The sequence below is a fragment of the Bradyrhizobium huanghuaihaiense genome (genome assembly GCF_007830635.1).
Taxonomy (GTDB): domain Bacteria; phylum Pseudomonadota; class Alphaproteobacteria; order Rhizobiales; family Xanthobacteraceae; genus Bradyrhizobium; species Bradyrhizobium huanghuaihaiense.
This window is the reverse complement of the sequence record NZ_VLLA01000020.1, coordinates 146,190-169,879: the sequence shown is the minus strand read 5'-3', so window position 1 is coordinate 169,879 and position 23,690 is coordinate 146,190. Positions and strand designations below refer to the sequence as shown.

General features: G+C 63.2%; 17 protein-coding genes. 6 read left to right on the top strand and 11 right to left on the bottom strand.

Annotation, left to right across the window (positions count from 1 at the left end):
- Positions 1–4 precede the first annotated feature (4 nt).
- The 8 genes from IQ16_RS32135 to IQ16_RS32100 form a co-directional block, all read right to left on the bottom strand.
- Positions 5–2,911 carry an NHLP bacteriocin export ABC transporter permease/ATPase subunit gene (locus IQ16_RS32135; RefSeq protein ID WP_018645182.1) on the bottom strand — a complete coding sequence of 969 codons (2,907 nt, stop codon included), beginning with the start codon at positions 2,909–2,911 and terminating at the stop codon, positions 5–7.
- Complete coding sequence (locus IQ16_RS32130) at positions 2,908–5,133, bottom strand: NHLP family bacteriocin export ABC transporter peptidase/permease/ATPase subunit (protein ID WP_018645183.1); 2,226 nt, start codon at positions 5,131–5,133, stop codon at positions 2,908–2,910. Before IQ16_RS32130 ends, IQ16_RS32135 begins: the two co-directional genes overlap by 4 nt.
- A gap of 12 nt (positions 5,134–5,145) precedes the next feature.
- Positions 5,146–6,414, bottom strand: a complete 1,269-nt coding sequence (locus IQ16_RS32125; RefSeq protein WP_018645184.1) for an NHLP bacteriocin system secretion protein — start codon at positions 6,412–6,414, stop codon at positions 5,146–5,148.
- A gap of 110 nt (positions 6,415–6,524) precedes the next feature.
- A complete protein-coding gene (locus IQ16_RS32120; protein WP_018645185.1) occupies positions 6,525–6,713 on the bottom strand; it encodes a hypothetical protein in 189 nt (62 codons plus the stop codon).
- A 290-nt stretch (positions 6,714–7,003) separates the two neighbouring features.
- The gene (locus IQ16_RS32115; protein WP_018645186.1) at positions 7,004–7,735 is read right to left on the bottom strand and encodes a sulfite exporter TauE/SafE family protein; all 732 of its coding nucleotides are present in this window, start codon (positions 7,733–7,735) and stop codon (positions 7,004–7,006) included.
- A gap of 551 nt (positions 7,736–8,286) precedes the next feature.
- A complete protein-coding gene (locus IQ16_RS32110; protein ID WP_035667120.1) occupies positions 8,287–10,056 on the bottom strand; it encodes a hybrid sensor histidine kinase/response regulator in 1,770 nt (589 codons plus the stop codon).
- A 155-nt stretch (positions 10,057–10,211) separates the two neighbouring features.
- Positions 10,212–10,862 (bottom strand): response regulator, encoded by a 651-nt coding sequence (locus IQ16_RS32105; protein ID WP_026312337.1) that lies wholly within the window; start codon positions 10,860–10,862, stop codon positions 10,212–10,214.
- 201 nt (positions 10,863–11,063) lie between these two features.
- Entirely contained in the window at positions 11,064–12,134 is a 1,071-nt protein-coding gene (locus IQ16_RS32100) for a lactonase family protein (RefSeq protein ID WP_026312338.1), read from the bottom strand.
- 301 nt (positions 12,135–12,435) lie between these two features.
- On the opposite strand from IQ16_RS32100, the gene IQ16_RS32095 reads away from it, so the two are divergent.
- From IQ16_RS32095 to acnA, 3 genes are all read left to right on the top strand, one after another.
- On the top strand, positions 12,436–13,320 hold the full coding sequence (locus IQ16_RS32095) for a GntR family transcriptional regulator (RefSeq protein WP_145831966.1): 885 nt from the start codon (positions 12,436–12,438) through the stop codon (positions 13,318–13,320).
- Between the two features lie 117 nt (positions 13,321–13,437).
- Positions 13,438–14,757, top strand: a complete 1,320-nt coding sequence (locus tag IQ16_RS32090; protein WP_018645192.1) for an MFS transporter — start codon at positions 13,438–13,440, stop codon at positions 14,755–14,757.
- 21 nt (positions 14,758–14,778) lie between these two features.
- On the top strand, positions 14,779–17,448 hold the full coding sequence (gene acnA, locus IQ16_RS32085) for an aconitate hydratase AcnA (protein ID WP_018645193.1): 2,670 nt from the start codon (positions 14,779–14,781) through the stop codon (positions 17,446–17,448).
- Between the two features lie 76 nt (positions 17,449–17,524).
- Here the strand turns inward: acnA and IQ16_RS32080 are convergent, their stop codons facing one another.
- Positions 17,525–18,118, bottom strand: coding sequence for a TetR/AcrR family transcriptional regulator (locus IQ16_RS32080; protein ID WP_018645194.1), 594 nt, complete (start codon positions 18,116–18,118; stop codon positions 17,525–17,527).
- 121 nt (positions 18,119–18,239) lie between these two features.
- Here IQ16_RS32080 and IQ16_RS46715 point away from each other — a divergent pair, with 121 nt between their 5' ends.
- From IQ16_RS46715 to IQ16_RS32060, 3 genes are all read left to right on the top strand, one after another.
- Positions 18,240–19,805 carry an NAD(P)H-dependent oxidoreductase gene (locus tag IQ16_RS46715; protein ID WP_018645195.1) on the top strand — a complete coding sequence of 522 codons (1,566 nt, stop codon included), beginning with the start codon at positions 18,240–18,242 and terminating at the stop codon, positions 19,803–19,805.
- Complete coding sequence (locus tag IQ16_RS32065) at positions 19,805–20,623, top strand: DUF3108 domain-containing protein (RefSeq protein WP_158646954.1); 819 nt, start codon at positions 19,805–19,807, stop codon at positions 20,621–20,623. The genes IQ16_RS46715 and IQ16_RS32065 overlap by 1 nt, the downstream gene beginning before the upstream one ends.
- A gap of 86 nt (positions 20,624–20,709) precedes the next feature.
- Positions 20,710–21,573 (top strand): oxidoreductase, encoded by an 864-nt coding sequence (locus IQ16_RS32060; protein ID WP_018645197.1) that lies wholly within the window; start codon positions 20,710–20,712, stop codon positions 21,571–21,573.
- A gap of 173 nt (positions 21,574–21,746) precedes the next feature.
- Here IQ16_RS32060 and IQ16_RS32055 read toward each other — a convergent pair whose 3' ends face one another.
- Positions 21,747–21,968 carry a hypothetical protein gene (locus IQ16_RS32055; protein ID WP_026312340.1) on the bottom strand — a complete coding sequence of 74 codons (222 nt, stop codon included), beginning with the start codon at positions 21,966–21,968 and terminating at the stop codon, positions 21,747–21,749.
- 201 nt (positions 21,969–22,169) lie between these two features.
- Positions 22,170–23,345, bottom strand: coding sequence for an OpgC family protein (locus IQ16_RS32050; RefSeq protein ID WP_018645200.1), 1,176 nt, complete (start codon positions 23,343–23,345; stop codon positions 22,170–22,172).
- Positions 23,346–23,690 lie beyond the last annotated feature (345 nt).

The following is a 23,690-nucleotide window of genomic DNA, read 5'->3' as shown; positions in this document are numbered from 1 at the left end:
CCCCCTAGACCAGTTGACGTTCCGCGAAATCCGCAAACAGGCCCGGCTGCGCCATCAGCTCGGCAAAGGTGCCGGTCTGCGCGATCCTGCCGCCGTCGAGCACGACGATGCGGTCCGCCGACTGAACCGTGCTGAGCCGGTGCGCGATGACGATGCGGGTCAGATTGAGCCGCGATATCGAATCGCTGACGATGGCCTGGGACTGGTTGTCGAGCGCGCTGGTGGCCTCGTCCATCAGCAGGAGCCGCGGCCGATGCGCGAGCGCCCGCGCGATCAGCAATCGCTGGCGCTGGCCGCCCGACAGCGTGCTGACGCCCTCCGCAACCAGGGTCTGCATGCCCATGGGCATGGCCTCGAGGTCGCGGTCGAGTCCCGCCAGCCGCGCGATCTCCCAGGCCTGGTCGATCGACAACTGGGCCGCGCCGCAGATGTTGTCATAGATGCTGCCAGAGGCGAGCCTGGAGTTCTGCAGGACGACGCCGACATCGCGGCGCAGCAGTCCAAGGTCGATGGTCTCGAGCGACTTGCCGTCGACGAAGATGACGCCGGACGCCGGCTTCTCGAATCCGAGCAGCAGCCGGAACAGCGTCGACTTCCCGCTGCCCGAGGGGCCGACAATGGCGAGATATTCGCCCTTGCGCACGCTGAGGCTGATATCGTCGAGGATCAGCGGTCCGCTGTCGCCGTAGCGGAACGAGACGTTGGCAAACTCGATCGCGCCGCTGATCTCCCCGACCGACTTGCGGTCGTCGCCGATCTCGGTCGCCGCCGCGATGATCGGCGTCAACCGCTCGATCCGGGGGATTGCGACCAGCAGCTCCCCGATCGCCGCCGCCCACTCGCCGATCGCAGCGAGCGCGAGGCCGAACGCCGCGTAAAACGCCAGGAACGTGCCGAGATCATGCTGCAGCCTGAGGCTCGACACGTTCTCGGCGAGGGCAAAGATGAGCAGCGTCGCCAGCGCGGGAAACGCCGCCTCGAGGCTCTTCTGGAGGTTTCCCAGCCGCTGCGAGGCGATGAAATTACGCTTCTGCTCGCAGAAGCGTTCGACCCAGATCGCGAGCGCGTGCATGGTCGCATTGGCGATCCGCAGTTTCCCGACGCCGGTGAGAAACTGCAGGACCAGTCCCTCCAGCCGCCCCTGCAGATAAAGGCTGGCGCGCTCCTTCGGCAGCCGGGCGAGGTTGATCGCCACCACCATGGCAACGCGCAGCCCTGCGAGGACAGCGGCGACCATGCCCAGCCTGAGATCGAGGTACAGCATCACGGCGAAGCTGAAGGCGCAGGAGATCAGCGCCAGAAAGCCGCGAACCGCCCGGCCGGTGACGATGCTGCGTACGGCTTCGATGCCGAGCGCCCGGTCCGCGAGATCGCCGACGGAGAAGTCACGGAAGAAGGCGGCCGGCATCCGCAACAGGCGGTCGACGATCGCCGACTGCAAGGCAAAGTCCAGCCGGCTCTCCAGCCGGAGCATGGCGATGCCCTGCATCAACTGAAACCCGCCTGACACCAGCGTGACGACAATGAGTGCGATGGTGCAGATCAGGACCTGGTCAGCCTCGGCGCGCGGGAGCACGGAATCGATCAGCAGCTTGACGACCAGCGGGCTCGCCAATGCGAGCAGGCCGAGGCAGAGGGCGGCAAGCGTGATCCGCAGGACATCGGCCCGGACGGTCGCGGCGACGAACGTCAGGAGATCGCGGATCCCCAGGGCGCGCGACGGCAGCGGGCGATAGAACATCATCGCCTCGGGGGCGAGTTCGGCGGCGATCGCGCGCGTCAGCTCGCGGCGCGCTCCGGTCGCGGGATCGACGATGATGTGGCGGCCGCCCGCCGCCGGCAATACAGCGACCGCCCGCCGCTCTTCGCCGAGGCATGCGACGAACGGGCCGGAGCTGTTGGTCCACCAGTCGGCCCGCAGCAACAGGCGTCGTGCGCGCACCTGCGAGGCCCGCGCGATCCGCATGGCGTCGGCGAGATCGTCGCGGCCGGTCAGCATGCCGGGCGGAGCCTTCAGCGAAATGCCCATGACGTCCGCGACCTCGCGGCAGGCGGTGAGCAGACCGCTCGCGCCGACCGCACCGGCCTGCAACGATCCCGGTCCGGCAGCGATGATGCCGGCGAGGCGGCTGACGATGCCGGTGGTCCGCAGCCGGCTGAGATCCGATCGCAGGCGCAGGCGCTCGGCCTCGGCACGAGCCTCCTCGTCGAGCTTGCGACACAGGCTCGTCATGACGCCTGCGTGAAATCGATCGAGCGCGGCCCAGATCTCGTCGAACGGAAACGCCGCGCTCTCCCGAACCTCCAGCGTCGCCTCCTCGCGGGCGACGATCCACGTTCCCGGCGGCATCGGAATGGGACATTCTCGCGCGCCATAGGACTCCGGCATCTCCATCACGCCGAAGGTGCCATGCACGATTTCGATCCAGCCGACATGCCGGCCGGCGAGCCGCAGAACGTTGCCGGATGCCAGGGCATGGCGCGAGCCGATCGCCGCCTGCTGCACGACCGCGCCCGGAGGAGACGTCGCGATGATGTCCGACACGCGCGCGGCCCAGGCGTCGATGGCGTTGCGATCGCCGAAACGGCCACGGTGGTCGATCACGATCTCGGTGTCGAGACCGCCGACCGCCACCACCGCCGCTGGTGCCCCGCTCGGATCGCTGATCGCGGGCAGGCCGAAAACCACGCCGCCCTGCTCGATCCGGAACAGATGGTGCCGCCGGCTCGGCTCGCCGTTTGCGCCCTGCCTGACGGCGAACAGGTCGACATAGCCGCGCACGACATGCAGGACGAGATCGACGTCGTCGACCGGCAACGGCCGGTGGCTCTCGAGCGCCACTGGCGTGGACGCCGTGATCCGGTGGCGAGGCACGGTTTCGAGCGACGGCGGCTGGTAGGCGCTGCTCATTCGCCCGACACCAGCTGGACATATTCACCGCCCTCGGCGAGCAGCTCCTGATGCGTGCCCCGCTGCACCACGCGTCCGTTGCTCATCACCAGGATCTCGTCACAGTCGCGGATCGTGCTGAGCCGGTGCGCGACGAAGATGCAGGTGCTTCCCCGGCGCCGGAGATTGTCGTCGATCGCCTTCTCGACGATCGGGTCCAGCGCCGAGGTCGCCTCGTCGAGGATCACCACGGAGGGATTGCCGGCCAGCGCGCGTGCGATCTCGAGCCGCTGCCGCTGGCCGCCGCTGAAATTCCTGCCATCCTCGGCGACGTGGCAATCGTAATTGCCGGCGCGGACCGCCACCCCCTCGTGGACCAGCGCATCCTTGAGCGCCCGGGACACGCCCGCCTCGGCCACGGTGTCGTCCCAGAGCGTGAGGTTGTCGCGGGCCGTGCCTTCGAACAGCAGGATCTCCTGATCGACATAGGCGACGGAGTTGGTGAAGATCTCCTGAGGGATCTCGGCCAGCGACCAGCCGTCGATGCGAATGTCGCCGGACCACGGCCGGTAGAGGCCGCTGATCAGCCGGCCGATGGTGGATTTGCCGCTGCCCGATCCGCCAACCAGCGCCACCCGGCGGCCGGGCTCGACGAGCAGCGAGAAATCCTCGATCAACGGCGGCTCGAGCGCGGAATAGCCGAACGAGACGTCCTTCAGCTCGACCCGTCCCGACAATTTCGCGGGCATGCGCGCAGGCGCGCGCTCGATCGGCACCAGCGGACGCGCGGGATAGTTGAAGACATCCTCGATCCGGAACAGATTGCCCTTGATCGCCAGGAAGGCCGAGGCCTGCTGCACAAGCGCGTTGACCGGCTCGACCAGGCTCGCGAGCAGCGCCTGCAGGGCAACGAGGCCGCCGATGGTCAGCGCGCCGTCGACGATGCGCAAGCCGCCGAAACCGAGCACGATCGCGGTGGTCAATCCGGTCAGGAAGATCGGGCAGACGTCGAGGAAGGTGGCGTGGACGCCGAGCTCGCGCTCGGCGTTCAGCACCTTGGCCTGAAACCCAGCCCAGCGCGCGAAGGCATCGTCTTCCAGGCCGCCGGCCTTGATCGTTTCGATGGTACGGATGATCTCGATGGTGCTGCCGTTCAGCTTGGCGCGCTCGATGACCAGCTTGCGGTTGAGATCCTCGCGCTGGCGGGCGACCAGCCTGAGGACGACGACGTTGAGCAGCGCCATGGCGATGCTGATCGTGGCCAACGGCGTGTCGTAGAACGCCATCGTGACGGCGATGAAGACGATCGAGATCAGGTTCAGCGCATTGGCAGCCACGCCGTTGGAAAGCAGCTGGGCGATCTGCTCGCTGGCGGCGATGCGGTTGGCGAGATCGCCCGAATGACGCTGGGTGAAGAACTCCATCGGCAGGGTCAGGACGTGCCACAGCAACTGGCTGACCATCGTCACCGTCAGCTTGGTCTGGATGCGCAGCAGCAGCGACTGTTGAAACGCCGTGATCAGCGCCCGCGCCGCGGCCGTGATCGCCATGCCGATCAGCAAGGGCGTGAACCAGCCCTCGACATGCCGGATCAGAACGTCATCGACGAAGATCTTCGCGAATGTCGGGACCAGGATGGTGGGCACCACGAGCGCCATGCTGAGCCCAACCAGCAGCAGCACCGCCCACAACGAATTCGCCAGCCGCCGTACCAGCAGCGGAAGAAAATCCGGCTCGCGCCCGCCCGGCTCGAATTCGGGTCCCGGCTCCATCGCCAGCACCACGCCGGTGAAGGCGGCGTCGAACTCGTCGTGACCGACCTTGCGGCGTCCCGTCGAGGGATCGTTGACATAGGCGTAGTTCGAATCCAGCCTCTCCAGCACCACGAAGTGGTTGAAGTTCCAATGGATGATCGACGGCATCGGCAACTCGTGGAGTGTTGCGGGCTCTTTCCTGAAGCCCTTAGCCGTCAATCCGAAGGCTCTCGCGGCCTTCAGAACGTTACTGGCCTTGCTGCCGTCGCGGGAGACGCCGCAAGCCTCGCGCAACTTTTCCAGCGGCACCCACCGACCGTGATAGGCCAGGATCATCGCAAGCGAGGCGGCGCCGCATTCCAGCGCTTCCATCTGGAATACCGTGGGCGTGACCCAGCGCCGCCGCCCTGGCAGCGGGATACGCCCGATCCAGTTGCCGAGGCGATCGAGGAGCGGCGGCTGGGCGTCGGTTTGGCGCGATGCGGTCATGTGCTGGCGATCCTAACCGCCGATTCCGCTCAGCCGCTTCATCAACGGGATCACCAGATCGATCGGCGGCTGCTCGCGCGTCGTGACTTCGGCGCGGGTCAGCGTTCCGCTCGAGAGCGGGATCGGTGGCCCCTTGCCCGAGGTCCAGCGATACCCGCTGAAGGTCGACGCATCGCGCGCCAGCGCGACCTTCGCCGCATAGGGCGCGCCGTCCTGCGAGAAGCGCTTGACCAACGCATCGTTGTGCAGGTCCGCAAGCATGCCTTGCGGCGTCACGGGGAAATCCGAGACCGCAACCACATTGCCGACGATCGCACCGTACTCCTCGCGCTTGATGGTGTTCGGCTCGATACGAACCTCCATGCCCGGCCTGATGGTCTTGCCGCGGTCCGCCGGCATGTAGACGGTTGCCTCCAGGACCTGCCCTGCGGTCTCGATCTCGATGACTGACGTGCCCACGGCAAGCACGGCGCCGCCGGACACCTTGAGCTCGACGACACGGCCGTCGGCGGGACTGAGGATCCGCGATCCCCGTTCCAGCTCGGCCCCAAGATGCTCGACCGTCCGCTTCGCATCGTTGATCTTGAACTCGGACAGCAGGCGGTCGCGCTCGCGCTGGCTCTGCAGATCCAGCCGCTGCGCATTGAGCTTGAGAATGTCGTTCCTGGCGTCGGTGATCCGCTCGCGCGCGTTGTTCAGCTCGACGCGACGGTCCTCGAGATATTTGCGCGTCACGATTCCGCTCGCCGCGGCAGGCTCGAGCTTGGCCACCTCGTCCGTGAGGTAGACCGAGCGCTTCTCGGCGGCGGCGATCACGTTGGCGAGGCCCGCTTCCTGAGCCGTGTAATTTGCAAGCTTGGCGTCGATCTCGCGCGAGATCGCACCGACGAGCTCGGCATGCTCGCGCTCGCGCTCGCGCAGCACGTCCCTCGCCTGCTGCAGCCGCTGCTCGGTCTCGGTCTGAGCGACGCGGGCGATCACCTGATCGCGGCGGACCGTGTCGCCGATGCCTATCTCGAGAGCGGCGAGCTTGCCGCTGACCGCGGATACCGCGTCGACCAGGCGACCGCCGCTGCTGAGCAAGATGCCGTCGCCGGACACGCGGGTCGGAATGCGGCCCAGCACGCTCCAGGCGATGAGCACGACAAGGCCGAGCGCCAGCGCCGCCGCGGCTACCCAGTCGAACGGGCGCGTCACGCCGACGACATGATCAAGCTGCTCGGGATTCGAAAGCCGCTCGATCGCCGCTTCCCGAAAGATTCGTTCCGTCCCCCGTTTCATACAGCCCCCCGCCAGCGCGGACCCCTGCTCCGCTGGATTTGGCAGGAATAGTTGCGCTTTTTCAAGCAGATCTTGCCGGCGACACCCGCCCGCGGGACCATCGGTCGTGGTCAGATGGTTTTATTGTATGTAGTGGAGCTCATAACGTATGGCCAAAGTCCGCCCGACACATCGTCCAGCGAGCCGTCGCCGAGTGCATCCTTCGCCGGCGTGGAGGCGATCTCGTTCTGCACAGCGTCCTTGAGACTCTCGCTGGGCTCCGCCTGCCCTTGCGAATTGGTGTCCTGCGTATTGCTCATATTCCATCTCCAGTTTCATCAATGCCAAGCTTCACAATGACGTTCCAACATTACGCTCGAGTCTTTTTCCAGAATATTTCGAGCGCTACGGAAAACCGTTTCGGCGGTTCACCTACTATCCATTCACGCAAATGCCCGAGACGAAATTCGCACCACGACCAGGCTTCATATCTTTATCTGCGTCGCTGGGCGATACGGCAGATGTCGTATTTTGTCGTCGGTCAGGAGGCCAATGTCGAAACGCCCTGCGCCGCCGCAGGTGGCGGCGCGGTGGATAACGAGGGCCCCGCCTAGATCACAAGGCAAAGTCCCGAAAACAGCAACAAGCCCAGGATAATTCGTTTGAAGGCTGCCTCGTTGACCCGTCCGAACAGCACGATGCCTACAGCCGTTCCCGCAGCCAAGGCGGGCAGAGAAATGCCAAAGTCGATCAAGACCTTCAATGAGAGGCTTTGGTGCGAAAGCATGAGAGCGAGGGCGAAAAGTTGCATGACGCCGATGTAGGGCTGAACCAGACCGCGCTGCTGATTTTTCGGGAGACCGTGGATGTCGCACCAGATCGCAGGAAGTGCCCCGGGCATCGCTGTCAAGCCGCCGACCAGCCCGCCACCAAATCCGACCAGCGCGTTCCTGCTCCGGCTGTCCATCTGACGCAAGTAGGCAGCCGTCGGCCGCACCAAGGCATATGCCGCGTAAAGCGATACGAGCGTTCCAAACCCAAGTCTGAAAACGCCTGTATCCACGTTCTGCAGGAGATAGATCGCGATCGGAATGCCCAATAGTCCACCAGCGATGAAAACCAGGCTGGTTTTCCATTGCATGCTCTTGCGTAGCGCATACAGATTGGCCGCTTGTACGGTGATGCTGCAGGCCATCATCAAAGGCACGGCTTCCATGGGCGGAAACACGTGCAGCAGGATGGCGCCGGCGACCGCCGAGAACGCAAATCCAGAAAGGCCGGAAACGAATGCACCTGCAAAAACCGCCCCGCTTAGCACCAAATAAACCGCTATGTCCGACATGGCATTGCTTTCTGGAAAACAACGTGAGGGCGTCTTGCTCACTCGCGTGACAACAGCCAATCCATCTAGTCGTAGTGGATCGCCATTGTTGCCGTTTCGGCGGGGCGAACACTCGGCGCGTGATGCAGCATGTCTCCTGCGACGACGTGCAAAATGCCGAAGCCCGCGAGGACAGCGATTGTCCACGCCTTGAGGGGCGACGATGGTCGCCGGGCGCGGCAGCTATCGGCAATTGCCATATCCAAATGACCTTCCTGTAACCGTTCGAAGCGAAGCTGCTCGTCTTGACAGGCTCTGTTGATGGCGCAGCCGTGCTCCCACCTGCCGGATTCAAGATCGGCGGGTGCGCAAACGCGTTCAATTGAGGAGAAAGATATCGCCGGGTTGATTCGCGAGCGATACGGCAGATGTCGTATTTCGGTGCCGGTCAGAAGGTTGATGTCGAAAAGGCCCAGCCTACTGCACGTGGCGGCACGGTGTGAGACCAGCGCCGCGACACAATCTCAACCGCAGCCGCATCATCGCCAATCTGGCGGCAGATGCACATGCTTTTAGCAGTCGCTATCGATTGATTGCTTGCGATCTACACAGGCTGCAATGATCGCTTCGTGCAATTGCTCGCCGGTGATCGGCTTGTGAAGAATACGATGACCGCTGGCGGTGGCTTCCTTGATCCGCGCCGGCGAGGTATCGCCGGTCACGATAACAGCAGGCAAGGACCGGCCGATATAGGCGCAAAGAGCCTCGATTGCGTCCTGGCCAGTCGCGCCATCTCCGAGGCGGTAGTCGGCGACGATCAGATCGACGGGCGCATCGCCGGCCGCCATCGCCTGTGCATGAATCCGCTGCACCTCGGCGGCAGATCGGCCGGCATAGACCCGATGTCCCTGCAGCGTGAGCAACTGCACCATGATATCGAGAACATCCCCCTCGTCTTCCACGACCATGATGCTGATGGTGATGTCTGCGGGTGGCGCGCGTTGATCGGGCGAGGGAGGCGCCACGGCACTGGCTTGCGGAACCATCACGGAAAACATCGAACCGCGGCCGACGATGGAGGCCAGCTTCAGCGGATGGTGCAGCAGTGCGGAAGTGCGGCGAACGATGGCGAGGCCGAGGCCAAGGCCTTGCGTGCGATCCCTCGCCGGGTTCTGCAACTGCACGAATTCCTCGAAGATCATCGCTTGCTGATCTGCGGGGATGCCGGGGCCGGTATCCCAAATCTGGATTTCCACCGCAGCACCGCGCCTGCGGCAACCGAGCAGGACGCCACCGGATCCCGTGTATCGAAAGGCGTTCGACAGCAGATTGCCCAGGACCCGCTTCAGCATCATGGGATCGCTGTCCACGTGAAGGCGGCTTTCAACGACCCGCCAGTCAAGGCCGCGATCCTTCGCCTCCGGGGCGAATTCGTTGCTGAGCTGGTTGAACAGCTGGGAGAGATTCACCGTCTCCTTCGCAACAGTGACGACGCCGGCATCGAGCCGGGAGATGTCGAGCAATCCGTTCAGAAGGGCGCTGAGGTTTCCGACGATGGACTTTGCCTTGCCGGCGAGATCGCGCGCATCGCCGGATTGGACGGCGCCGCGGCGACCCAGCGTCGCGAGCGTGGCGATCAGCAAACTCAAGGCGTGGATCGGCTGGCGCAGATCATGACTGGCGGCCGCGAGGAAGCGCGTTTTCGCATGATCGGCGGCTTGCGCGCGGTCGCGTTCTTCCTGGAGGTGGCCAACCAGCTCGACATTTTCCAAGCGCAACCTGATGGACTCACGCAGCATGCGGTGCGTCGTGCGGCAATAATAGAGATTGATGGCCACAAGCCCCGTAAGCAGGGCGAGATATGCGCCGGAATTATCACCTCCACTGACAACGGAGCGCACCATCACCGGCAGCACCGTTGCGATGATCGAGCCGACGAGAGCCGGCGGAAAGGCCGAGAGCGACGGAACCGTGCCGCAGACCAGACCGGTCAAGGCAACAATGGTGAATAAGAAAGGAGCGGGCTGTTCGGGAACGAACCCAACCCAGCCGAGCATTCCCCACAGCAGTCCCGACACGCAGGAAAACCCGGCCGCGAGCCACGCCCATCGCGACACGGACGCTGGCTCTCGATTCCGGCTGAAGAACCGGCGCGCCGCAAAGACGCGTATGGTGGTGAGCAGATAGAGCGCACCAAGCCATCCGACCAACCAACTCGGCGGTACGGTGCTCCTCATCACGTATGCCGCCGCCAGGGAGATGAGGACGTTGGAAGCCACTACTCCATAGGCATTGCGATACAGAAGCTCTACGAGCGCCTCGCGTATCTTGTCTTCCTGCATCGAAACTCTCCGCGCGCCGGCAAATGCGGCGGCTCCGCTCACAACTTTCACTGCGCTGGAGCGTGATGGCTTTTCCTGATCGTCATCCGGCCATGTCGCTTCATCTAAGCATGAAATAGTTCTGAAAACCGGCGCCCACTTTTCCGGATCATGCTCTAGCCCGCCGGAAGGCCGAGACGGACCGCGTAGGCGGTCAGTTCTGCACCATTGTGCAGGTCGAGCTTCCGCATAAGATTCTCGCGATGTTTTCTCGCGGTGAGCAGGCTGATGCCGAGACGGCTGGCGATGTCGCGGTTGGTGACGCCGTGAGGGATCATCGCCAGGATTTGCCGCTCACGTCTCGTCAGCGTGACCGGAGATATGATCGCGGCCGAGGGCTCCGGGATTTCGCTCGGGCCGTCGTGGTGGTCCACCGCAAAGCGAACCTCCTCCGCTACATAGGCATGGCCTTTTCTGATGGCATCGATCGCAGCGATGAGCTCGGATGGATCGCCGCTCTTGGTCAGATAGCCGTTTGCGCCCGCGGAAAAGGCTGCCCGAACGGAACGCGGCTCGATATTGGCGGTGAGGACAAGTACCCGCAGCTCCGGCCAAGCGGTTCTCAGGTGAGCTATGAATTGAAAGCCGCTCACACCCGGCATGCCGAGATCGAGGATGAGAAGATCGGCGGGGCTTTCGTTCAGCAGCCGGTGAACAGCCTCTGCGTCCGCTGCTTCTCCGCTGACAATGAGTTCGTCCACGGTCGACAGAAGCTGCTTCAGACCTTCCCGCATGATCGCGTGATCGTCAGCAATGATCGTCCGCACCGGTCCGCACCTGTGTTGCCCGTCAGTAACAGTATTAGGGTATCAATCAACTCCGATCAAGGATCGGGTCCACAAATCCATTTGCCGGATGTGATCGCCTGGGCAATTCTGCGGTGATCGTGCTACCCCCGGTTGTACGTGATGTGCGAGGCGTGGTGGCCGGTACGCGGCGAAGTGGCGGCGCTGCATCCTCGCAGCATCTTACCGGAAGAGAATGCAAACCGGGCTTCCCACCTGGACAGCTTGCTCCGTCGCAACCAGGCGGCCGCTGGCGCCGTCACGCTTGAACAACTTGATCGTGTCAGTGTCCTCGTTGGCCGCGAACAGGAATTCATCCGATGACGCCAGCGCGAAGAACCTCGGCGTCTTGCCACCACTCGGCGTCCAGCCAATGGGCGAAAGCCTGCCACTCGCCGGCTCGATCGCGAAGGCTGCGATGCTGTCATCGCCGCGATTGGACGCATAGACAAAGCGTCCGTCTGCCGACACCGTGATCTCTGCCGCCCGGCTATTTCCGGCGTAGGTGTCCGGCACCGCCGACACGATCTGGAACGGTGCAAGCGCGCCGGTTGCGGCATCGAAGTGATAGGCCGTGACGGACGAGTCCAGCTCGTTGACGACATAGGCGAACCGCCCGCCGGGGTGAAACGCCACGTGACGGGGACCCGCGCCTTCGCGCGTCGGCACCGGCTTGGTGGCCAGCACGAGCTTCCCTTTCTCGCCATCGATCCTGTAGGTGAAGACGAGATCGAGCCCCTTGTCGGGCACCACGATGAACGCACCCGAGGGGTCGAACTCGACCTGATGCGGCTTGGCAAAGGGCTGCTCGACGCGATGTGGCCCAATCTTGCCTTCCAGCTTGACGAGATCGATCACGGCTCCGAGCGAGCCGTCCTCGTTTCGCGGCAGCAGCGCAAGCGTGGAGGTGATGTGATTGGCCACCACCACGAACCGGTTGCTCGGGTCGATGGCGAGATGGACGGGATTCTTTCCTTCCGTGCTCTGGCGGTTGATCACCGTGAGCTTGCCGCTCGCAGGATCGATCGCCATCGCCGTAATGTCGCTGAGATCGCCATGTACTGTGTAGAGGAAGCGACGCGTCCGATCGAAGGCGAGGAACGACGGATTGACGAGGTCACCCAGCAGCTGGATGTGCTGCCAGGCGCCCGTTGCATTGTCCATCGCATAGACGTTGAGCCCGTCGCCGCGGGCGTTGCGTTCCTTCGTGGTGCGCGCCCCGACATAGACGAATGAGCGAGTGCCTTCGGGCATGCTGTCCTCCGGGTGAGACTTCGGTGTCTGAGATAATGCCGACGCGCCGGGCCATGCGGTCGTCAGGGCGCCGGCGGCGATGAGGCGCGCGAACATGCGCCGCGACAGGCGCGCGCCATCGATACGGAACGATCGCGCGCGATGCGCAACAGAATTTCCAGGCGTCACGGCTCCCTCGCATTATTGCTTTTTATTTTTTAAAACACAATTATGGACGAGACGCAAGAACCGCGCCCCGCTTGTGCCGGCCGCGCCGGTGCGCGACATCTCGTCAGGTCAGGAGCAACCCGAGTCGCCCCCCATGCCACGTCCCAATCTCGCGACCCAGATGACCGCACGGATCCTCGATTACATCCGCGCCAACGGCTTGCAGGCCGAGCAGCATCTGCCGAGCCAGACGCTGGCGGACGCGCTCCGGGTGTCGCGCGCCCCGATCAACGCGGCACTGCAAATCCTGGAAGAGATGAAGGTCGTCCGCTCCGAGCCCAATCGCGGCTTCTTTTTGGTCAAGAGCGCAGCCGAGCTTCCCGACCTGCCGGATGCGGAAGATGCCGAGCCGGAGCGCGAGGACGAGTGGTACTTTGCCATTGCCGAAGACCGGCTTGCCGGAAAGCTCCCGGACAAGGTCAGCGAGAACGAGCTGATGCGCCGCTATGGCCTCTCCCGCACGCGGCTCCTGAAGATTCTCACGAAAATCGCGGATGAAGGCTGGATCGAGCGCCTGCCCGGCAATGGCTGGGCCTTTGGCCCTCTTCTCACGTCGCGCGAAAGCTATCAGCAGGGCTATCAGTTGCGCGTCGCTCTTGAGCCGCAAGCCCTGCTGCTGCCGAGCTTCGAAATCGACCCGGCGGCATTCGCAGCGGCGCGCGAGCAGCAGCAATGGCTGCTCGACGGCGGCTACAAACGCGCCTCGCGCTCCGAGATATTCGCCGCCAACTCCGAGTTCCACGAAATGCTGGTCGGCTGTGCACGAAATCCGTTTTTCGTCGATGCGGTCAAGCGCGTGAACCGCCTGCGGCGGCTGGTGGAATACCGCATCACCTTGGACCGCAGCCGCCTTCCCATCCAGTGCCGCGAGCACATCAACATCCTGACATTGCTGGAAAAAGGCCTGCGGCAGGAGGCCTCGGACTTCCTTCGCGTGCACATCGAAGGCGCCGGCCTGATCAAGGTGCCGAAGGTCTAAACTCGACCGTATTGCATTTTATATTATAAAATGCATAACTGCCCGCAAGGCGCCCGCCTTTCGGGGAGGTTGGCGTTGCCCGACAAGCCCCACGGAAACGCAGCAAGGGAACGCCAAATGTCCGCAACCGCAGCGACGGTCGAGCAATCCACCATGCGCAAGGTGTTCTGGCGCATCGTGCCCTATTGCTTCGGCCTTTACGTCATCTCCTATCTCGACCGCGCCAATATCGGCTATGCGGCACTTCAGATGAACAAGGAGCTCGCGCTGTCGAGCGAGGCCTTCGGCTTTGCCGCCGGCATCTTCTTCATCGGCTATTTCCTGTTCGAGGTGCCGAGCAACGTCGCCCTCAACAAATACGGCGCGCGCATCTGGATCTCGCGGATCCTGATCAGCTGGGGCCTCGTGGCAACCGCGAGCGCTTTCGTGCAGAGCGCGATGCAGCTTTACGTCCTGCGCTTCCTGCTCGGCGTTGCCGAAGCCGGGTTCTTTCCCGGCATCATCATCTATCTGACCTACTGGTTCCGCGCCAAGGAGCAGGCGACGACGGTGGCGCTGTTCACGGCGGCCATTCCCGTATCGTACCTGATCGGCGCGCCGCTCAGCACCTGGATCATGGATCATGTGGGCGGCTTCGGCCTCAGCGGCTGGCGCTGGATGCTGCTACTGGAAGGCGGCCCCGCCGTCATTGCCGGCGTCATCAACTACTTCGTCATGACCGATCGCCCCGAGCAGGCCAAATGGCTCTCCAAGGAAGAGCGCGATTGGCTCAGCGAGGAGCTGCGCAAGGATCACGCCGCGAGAGGCAACGTGCAACATCTCGGAATCATTGCGGCGATCACCAATCCCAAGGTGCTGTTCCTGTCGGTGATCTACTTCATCTATCAGGTCGGCAATCTCGGCATCGGCCTGTGGATGCCGCAGATCATCAAGGGGCTGTCCGCATCGCTGACCAATTTCGAGGTCGGCCTTGTCGCGATGCTGCCTTACGCCTTCGCCACGGTCGCGATGGTGTTGTGGTCGCGCAATTCCGACCGCACCGGCGAGCGGCAGAAGCACTCGGCCATTCCGCTGCTGCTCGGCGCCGTGGCGCTCGCGCTCTCGGGACTGGTGGTTCAGCCGGCCATCGCGATGGCGCTGATCTCGCTATCGCTGGCCGGGATCTACGCCTTCAAGTCGCCGTTCTGGTCGCTGCCCGGCCTGTTTCTCACGCGCTCGACCGCCGCCGTCTCCATCGCGGCGATCAACTCGATCGGCAATCTCGGCGGCTTCGCCGGGCCCTACGCGATCGGTGCCATCAAGGACGCTACCGGCAGCACCTATGGCGGGCTTCTGCTCCTCAGCGCCCTGCTGTTCGTCTCGTTCTTGATGACCTGGTTCGCAAGGATGGAGAACCAGGGCAAGGCGCAGACGCAACCGGCCGAGCAACCTGCTTGACCGGACAGACAGGATACAGGGATGACTGAATTCGCGACGCTCGTCAGTGGCGCACGAGCCTATTGCATCGCCGATATCGCGACTGTTGCACGCGACGAGCTCCCTCGCCTGCCCGTGATCCTTCGCATCCTGCTCGAGAACGTGCTGCGCAACGGCCGTGAGGATCGGCAGGCGGCAATCGATGCCATCCTGGGCTGGCTCGCGCATGGCCGCAGCGACCGCGAGATCGCATTCCAGCCCTCGCGCGTCCTGATGCACGATACCACCTGCGGCCCGGCGCTGGTCGACATCGCGGGCCTGCGCGCATCGCTCGCGGAAGCGGGCGGCGATCCGAGGCGGCTCAATCCGGTGCTGCCGGTCGACGTCTCGACCGATCACTCGATCGGCGTCGACGTGTTCGCTCGCCCCGACGCGGTGAAGCTCAACATGGCGCATGAGATGAAGCGCAACGGCGAGCGGTATCGGTTCATGAAGTGGGCGAGCGCCGCGCTCGACAATGTCCGCATCCATCCGCCGGGCACCGGCATCATGCACACGCTCAACCTCGAGCGGCTTGCAAGCGTGGTCACGACGTTCGAGCGCGATGGGACGGCATGGGCTGTCCCGGACACGTTGATCGGTACCGACAGCCACACGCCGATGATCAACGGAATCGGCGTGCTGGCCTGGGGCGTTGGCGGACTGGAAGCCGAGAGCGTGATGTTCGGCATGCCGGTCACGATGCGCGTGCCCGACGTGGTCGGCGTCCGCCTCACGGGGCGGCTGCGCGAGGGTGTGCTTGCGACCGATCTTGCCCTCACCGTCACGGAGCGGCTGCGGCGGATCGATCTTGCGGATCGCTTCGTCGAATTCTATGGACCGGGCGTGTCGAGCCTCTCCGCCGGCGAGCGCGCCGTCGTCGCCAACATGACGCCGGAGTTCGGCGCCAATTCCGGCTACTTCCCCATCGATGCGCGCACGCTCGAATATCTGGCGCAAACGGGCCGCTCGCCTGCTCAGCTCGAGCTGATCGAGGCCTATGCACGTCGCCAGCGGCTCTGGCTCGATCCGGACGCGATGCCTCGCTACACCGAGACTGTCTCGATCGATCTCGGCGGGATCGAGATCAGCCTGGCCGGGCCCCGCCGACCGCAGGACCGTATTTCCGCCGGCAAGGCGGCCGACGCGCTGGCGCCTGTGCTGACGAACAAGGCCGGCACGCCCGTGCCGGATCGGTCCGACACGGATGAGCCGGCCGACGGCGCCGTGGCGATTGCCGCGATCACTAGCTGCACCAACACGTCGGATCCACGGCTCCTGATCGCCGCAGGGCTCGTTGCGCGCAAGGCGCGACGACTGGGACTGATACCTCCGGCATGGGTGAAGACGTCGCTTGCGCCGGGATCGCCCGCAGCAGAGTGCTATCTGCAACGTGCCGGCCTGCTCGCCGATCTGGAAGCGCTCGGCTTCGGCATTGTCGGCTATGGTTGCACGACCTGCATCGGCAATTCGGGACCGCTCGCGCCCGCCATGGCCAAGGCCATGCAGGCCCGCGAATTCGCTCCAGTCGCGGTGCTGTCAGGAAATCGCAATTTTCCCGGCCGCGTGCACGGCCAGATCGAACTTGCGTTCCTGGCATCGCCCCCGCTCGTGATTGCCTTTGCACTCGCCGGAGACGTTGGTCGCGACATCCTGCATGATCCCATCGCCCGCAATGCCGCCGGGTTAGACATCCGCCTCGCCGATATCTGGCCTACGGGCCAGGAGATCGACGAGGCCTTGACGCTGGCACAGAACGCCGGCGATTACGCGGATGCCTATGATGCAGCCGAAGCAAGCGCCGAGTGGGCGGCTTTCGAAGCTCCCGGCACAGCGCTATTTCCATGGAATGACGCGTCCACCTATATCCGGCGCCCGCCTTTTGCGGGGCTCGGTACCGGCACGCGGCTGGGTCGCTACCAGGCGGCGCCTTTGCTGGTGCTTGGAGACGACATCACCACCGATCATATCTCGCCAGCCGGCGCGATCGCGGCGGACAGTGAAGCGGCCGAGTATCTCGTCGCTCGCGGCGAGGACTCCCGCGACCTCAACGTTTTCGCCTCCCGCCGAGGCAATTGGGAGGTGATGCTCCGCGGACTGTTCACGAACAAGAGCGTGTGCAACCTGCTTGGCCCGAATATCGCTCCGGGAACAACGATTCACGCCGGCTCAGGCGAGCGTGTGTCTCTGCGGGGCGCGGCGGAGCGTTACGCAGACGAAGGCCGCTCCGTCGTCATCGTGGCCGGCGAGCGCTACGGTATGGGCTCCTCCCGCGATTGGGCCGCCAAGGGCGTTGCGCTGCTCGGTGTCCGTGCGGTCCTTGCCGTGAGCTTCGAGCGCATCCACCGCTCCAACCTGATCGGCATGGGAATCCTGCCGCTTCGCCTGCCTGCCGATCGTCGTCCGCAGGACCTGGACCTCCGGCCGGACGACGGCATCGAGATCGAGGCTCCGGCGGAGACGATCGCCCCACGCGCAATCGTCGCCGTGCGTATCCTGCGGAACGGCGTGGAAACCGGACGGTTTGTCGCGACGGCTGCGATCGAAACCAATCTGGAATGCGCAATTCTTCGTGCAGGCGGCTTGCTGCCGCTCATCCTGCGCAATGCCATGTCTCATTCCGGCAAGCGGGTCTGCATCGAGCGGCTTCTTGCGGATGGTATCGTCGGCTGAGTTTGTGTCCTCCCGACGAGCCTATCGAGGTCTCGGAATAACACGACGTCTCGTACGACGCGTGCTTGCGCAATTGCTAGAGCTCGGTCTCCAACGCGGAAAACATCTGTTTGATGAAGCTCGCGAGCGGCTTTTGACCTGCTTCGTCGCCCCATGCGTCAACGGAAAGACGCATCGCCCCGACAGAGGCCATCGCAACGACCTGGAGCGCCTTGCGTCGGCGCGCCTGCGGCCAGTGTTCGGATAGAGCTTCAAGAACCGCTTTCTCCATCAACAAGAACTTCGCCTGATTGCTCGCCCGAAGCTGCTCGGTCGAACGCAAAATGCGATCGATGGCCACGGCCTGTTCGGAGCTGAACTGCACCGCCAGCTTCAAGAAGGCGTTGCGCACGAGGTGAAGGGGGCGCTGGTCCGGCGATTCTGCAAGGATCGCCGCGCGGACGGCATCCGGCAATCCCTGCTGCCAGGCGAGGAGAATGTCTTCCTTCGACTTGAAATAATAGAAGAATGTTCGCGCAGATATGCCGGAAGCCGCCGCGATCGCTTCCAGCGTCGTCGCCTCATATCCATTGGCGATAAAGAGATTAAGCCCGGTTTCGGCAATGCGCTGCCGCGTCTCACGACGCTTCTGCTCGCGCCATCCCTCCGGAGCCGTCGATTCGTTTTCCATGGCATTTCGAATACCAAAAACCGCACCCCTTGTAAATTCGCAGTCACTGCAATATTTGAAATTACACAGACTGTAAATTTCCGGAAGCTCCATCGCGGGACCATTTGAAAGGACACGGACTATGAAACTTCTGCATGTCGACGCCAGCATCCTTGGCGATCATTCGGCCAGCCGGCGGCTCTCCGACTCCATCGTCAAGCGATTGACCGCTCTCAATCCCGCCACCGAGGTCATCCGCTACGATCTTGCGGCCGAGCCAATCGGGCATCTGACCGGTGCGGAGTTGCTGGCTCAGCGAGGCTCGACACCCGAGGATGTCGCCACAAAAGAGAACGCGGCGCGAAATGCGAAAGCTCTCGACGACTTCCTTGACGCCGATGTCGTCGTTGTCGGCGCGCCGATGTACAATTTCTCCCTGCCCTCGCAGCTCAAGGCTTGGCTCGATCGCGTGGCGGTCGCGGGCAAGACCTTCCGTTACACCCCCAACGGTGTCGAAGGGCTTGCAAAGGGCAAACGCGTGATCATCGCGTCCTCGCGCGGCAACTTCTATCGCGAGGGTCAGCCGGCCGCCGGGCTCGATCATCAGGAGAAGTATCTCAAAGGGTTCTTCACCTTCCTCGGCGTCAGCGACGTTACCGCGATCCGTGCGGAAGGTCTCGGCATCAGCCCCGGAAAGCCGCAATGCCGCCATGGCGGCAGCCTCGGCCGAGATCGAAAGCCTCGTGGCCTCACACTGATGCAGAACCGAGAGCCCGCCATGAAGAGAGTTCAGTACGATCGCTTCGGCGGTCCGGAACAAATGTATTTCGGCAACTACGTTCCGCCGCCGCTCGAACGCCACCAGGTGCGCGTCAAGGTGAAGGCAGTCGCCATCAATCCCCTCGACTGGAAGCTCCGTCAGGGTGCCATGAAACTGATCATCGGCAGAACGTTTCCGAAAGGGGTCGGGTCCGACTACGCCGGCACCGTTGAGGCGGTCGGCGATGGCGTGACGAACGTAAAATTTGGAGACGACGTCTTCGGCACGATGGACTTCAAGAACGCCGGCGCTTTTGCCGAGTCCATCGTGGTCGACTCCCGATATTTGACAAGAAAGCCGCCGCAGCTCTCTTTCGGCGAAGCTGCTTGCCTTCCGATCCCGGCGACGACGGCCTGGGCTGCAATCATCGACAAGGCACAAGCCCGCAGCGGATCGCGCCTATTCATCAACGGCTGTAGCGGAGCCGTCGGCACGTTCGCGGTGCAATTGGCGCTGGCGCGCGGCGCGACGGTGTCTGGCTCGTGTGGCAAGGCCGCCATGCCAAAGACCAGGGCCGCGGGCGTCGACCCGGTCTTCAATTACGCTGACAGCTCCTCCTACCGAAGCGCCGGGAAGTTCGATGCGATCTTCGATACGGCGGGAACGATGTCCGTGAGTGAAGGGCTTGCCATGCTCAACCGTGGAGGCGTGTTCGTCGACATCAATCCCACTCCAGGACGAGTCCTCCGTGGAATGCTGTCCGGACATTACAAGATGGCTTTCGCGACCATGGGAACCGAGCATCTCCCGGAGATCGCCCAGTTTGCGCATGAGGGTGTGTTGCGGCCGACGATCGGCCTCGAGAAGCCATTCAGCGAGGCCCTCACCGCGATTGCAAACGCGGAGTCCGGCTTTCGCGGGCCCGGCCGAATTGTCGTCGCGCTATGATGGCGAAGCGGCTCGCCTTGCCCGCCAAACGAAGCGCGTTCCGCGCGCTTCTGGTGGCATCAAGTCTGACAATCCAGATACCGGCATCGGATGCGGCCACGGTTCGCGCCAAATATTCCTTGTCGTATCTCGGAGTCCGGGTTGGCGAGCTCATGACGACAAGCAACATCGGTCCCACGAGCTACGAGGCCGATCTCACCGCGCATCTGAGCGGCATTGCAGCCGTCGCGAGGCCGTACCGTTTGAGCATGAAGGCTGATGGAACATTGAAGGACGGACTGATCCTGCCATCTTCCTTTTCGCTCAGCCAGGCTGGAGCTGAGACACGCACGATCCGCGTGGCATCAGCTGCCGGCAACATCACAGCTGCCGAAATCGACCCGCCAATCGAGATCGATGGTCCGAGAATTCCGCTGACGGAAGAGCACAGAAGGAACGTCGTCGATCCCCTCAGTGCACTCATCATGCCGGTGCGGCAGAACGGCGGAGATCTCGACCCCTCGACATGTAGACGGACCGTGCGCCTTTTCACGGGAGCGGCACGCTCGGACCTGGAGTTCGCTTATGCAGGATCGGAGCAGGTCAAGTCTCGCGCGTACAAGGGTCCCGTTACGGTTTGCTCGGTTCGCTACAAGCCGCTCGCAGGTCACAATCCGGACGCGACCACGACGAGGTTCATGATGTCCAACACGGGGATCAAGGTCCGGTTGGCTGCTTTGCAGGACATTCCCTATGCCCTGCTGATATCCGCGACGGTACCGCTGCCCCTGGGAACTGGCAGCGTCCAGCTCGATGAGTACAGCATCGACGGACGTTGACCCGCTGGGATCTGACAACGCCGGAATCCATCAAACGCAACGTTCGCGACGACTGCGTCGTCGGACAAATATCGAGAGAGTAAAAAATGCCATCAACCAAAACGACGAATTTCCTCATCGGCGGTGACACGACCGTCAACCGGATCGGCTTTGGCGCCATGCGCCTTTCTGCCAACGGATTCCGAGGACCAGCCCGAGATCCTGCCACGGGCCGCGCCGTGCTGCGTCGTGCCGTCGAACTTGGAGTCAACCTCATCGACACTGCCGCGTTCTATTACAGCAGCGACAAGACGGTTCGCGCGAACAGCCTGATCCGCGAAGCGCTTCATCCTTATCCGTCGGATCTGGTGATTGCGACCAAGGTGGGGCCCGTCTTCGGCGCGGATGGCAGCTTCCGAGCAGGCACCGGCGCCGAGATGCGACAACTGGTCGAGGAGAATCTTGAGACCCTCGGACTGGATCGGCTCGATATCGTCTATCTCCGCATCGGCGCGATGGCCCCGCCCCACGGAGAGTCCGTTGCTGAACGGTTCGAAGCTCTCGCTGCCCTGCGCGAAGAAGGGCTGATCCGTCACCTGGGTCTTAGCAATATCGACGAGGACCATCTGCAGGAGGCGCGCAAGATCGCCCCCGTTGTCGCCGTGCAGAACAACTTTCACATCGCCCAGCGCGGAGACGTTGCCCTCTTGAAGTCGTGCGAAGCCGAAAATGTCGCCTTCAGTCCCTTCTTCCCGCTTGGCGGCGGGACGACGAAAATTGACGATGATCGGCTCGCCCGGATCGCGGCCCGGCACAAGGCGACCACCAACCAGATCGCCTTGGCATGGCTGCTGGCTCTATCGCCGATGATGCTCGCGATCCCGGGCACCGGGTCCATGGCTCATCTGGAAGAAAACATGGGCGCCGGCGATATCTTCCTCACCGAGGAAGACCTTGCCGATCTCGCCTGATACAATCAGCGCGTCACATTCGGTCAATCCGCTCCGGTCGAGGCGGCTCAACCACCCCTCTTCCGGCTCGGCTGGCAGAGCTGTGCAGCAGCTCCCCAGCCGGGGAGGCATCGCGGCTCAACCGAACAAACGTCGCGATACCCGCCTGTTCGAGCATCGACGCGTTGAACCGTTCACTTCTGGCGGGCCGGCTGCTGTGCGTTGGCCTTGTTCGGATCCGACTTGTTCGCTTCGTGATGGCCGATCACGCAGCCGGCCGCAGCACCAAGCTTGCCGTGGCCGGCCATGTGGCCGGCGACACCCCCGACGATAGCTCCCTTGATGCATCCTTTCGCCTCGGCACCTCCGGAGGTCAGCCACGCGGGCGCGGCGTCGCGAGTTGGGCCTTCCTTCAGTTTTCCGATGAGAACCAAAGGTGAAGGCTGGCGCTTTACCGACATGTCAGACTTCTTTCGGGATCGCTCCAATATCTCAAGGACCTTGCCGGATCGCTCCAAGACGAACGCACTCTTTGCCAACGTCATGTAACTGTCCGCCAGCATCTGAAGCTGGTAGCGAAAATGCGAGTCAGAAGCCTCTTCGGCTGCTCTACCAGCTTAGCGAACCGGCGGAACTTTCCCGATCGACTGCGTCCCCGCTGACTTCCGTTCGCACTGGATGCCGACCGCGTTCAGTAACCGCGCGACGCCGATCATCGTCAGCACTCCGGCAACACTAACCACGATCTGCATCGCAAGCCCCCCCGAGAAATCGAGCAGCGTAAGCTGGCTGGCGAGCGCCAGAAGGACGCCGAGACAATAGATCGGCAGCGAATTCTCGCCACAGCACTTCGCGCAGCTCAGCACCGGCGTCGAAAGCCCCTCCCAATTCCGCGGAATGAATCGTAGCGCCACCATTGCAAGAGCCACAAAATGCAGCAGCCGTATCGGACTGAGATTCGATTTATCCAGTGGAAATGGCAGGTCCCTCAAAATTTGCGAGACCAGCGGCTCGATGCTCCAACTCTGTGCAAGGACCAGGCCGAAAACTAGATAGAGAACGGCCAGAACAAGCGTCAAGCGCGACATCACCCACGGCCGGAATTTCTCTCCCTCAATGACGCACCATGCGCCCAACACGATCAGAAACTGCCAAGCCAGCGGATTGAAGAACCAGACACCATTGGGCCAGGCGGGAACTCTCCAACCAAAGACGTGCACGACCGTGTAGAGCAACAAGGACACCCCAAGCGTGACGTTCGGCGCTCGCAGCAGCAGCCACAGCAGCGGCGCGAACAGCACGTGAAAAATCACAAAAACCGGCAAGATGTCAGTGTTGACAGGCCGGTATTGCAGGATTGCGGCGTGCGCAAGCGTCGCGCCCGGACGTTCGAGCAGAATTCGCGTATTGCTCCCGTCGGCGAGATCATCGCTGCCCGCAAGGTAGACCAGGATGGCGCAAGCGAGTGTAAGCAGCAGAAACGCCGCGTAGATGTCCCATCCCCGGCGCAGCGAACGGCCGATCATGCCGCTCCAGCCCTCGCGCTCACGCGCCCTGCCGTAGGCCAGCGCACAGGTCACGCCCGAGAGGAACATGAAGATCTCGGCGGCATCGCAGAAGCCGTAGTTGCGCGGTGTCAGCCAGCTCCCGATGTTATTGGGAACATGATCGAGAAAGATCCACCATAACGCGATCCCGCGGCAGACATCGATACGCACATCACGGCCGTCCGTTCTGAACTCCGGCGGAGTTTCGCCGAACAATCGCGTCGAGGTTTGAGTTCGATCGTCCATCTGTTGGCCCGCGCTCGCGCCTCATGGGGTCGACAACGCGCTCCAGCTACCCGATGGATGATGGAGACTCCTTCGCCGCCCGGCTACCCCTTCGAGCGCCAGGGTCGGGAGGATCATCGTCCTCCCAAGGCGCTGCCAGGATTTTGTCGTCAACGCCCCGTATCAAAAGCTGCTTTCGCATTTCGGTGAGGCGGGCCCGGCAGTACTCGCGATAAAGCATGTCGAGTATGGTGGACATGATCGAACCTCTTCCTGATCACCACGGTCGACGTCCCATGCGACAGATTTCGACCAGTTCATCGGCAGCCAAAAAGGAACAGTGCCGGGAAGTAATTTGGGTCCGAC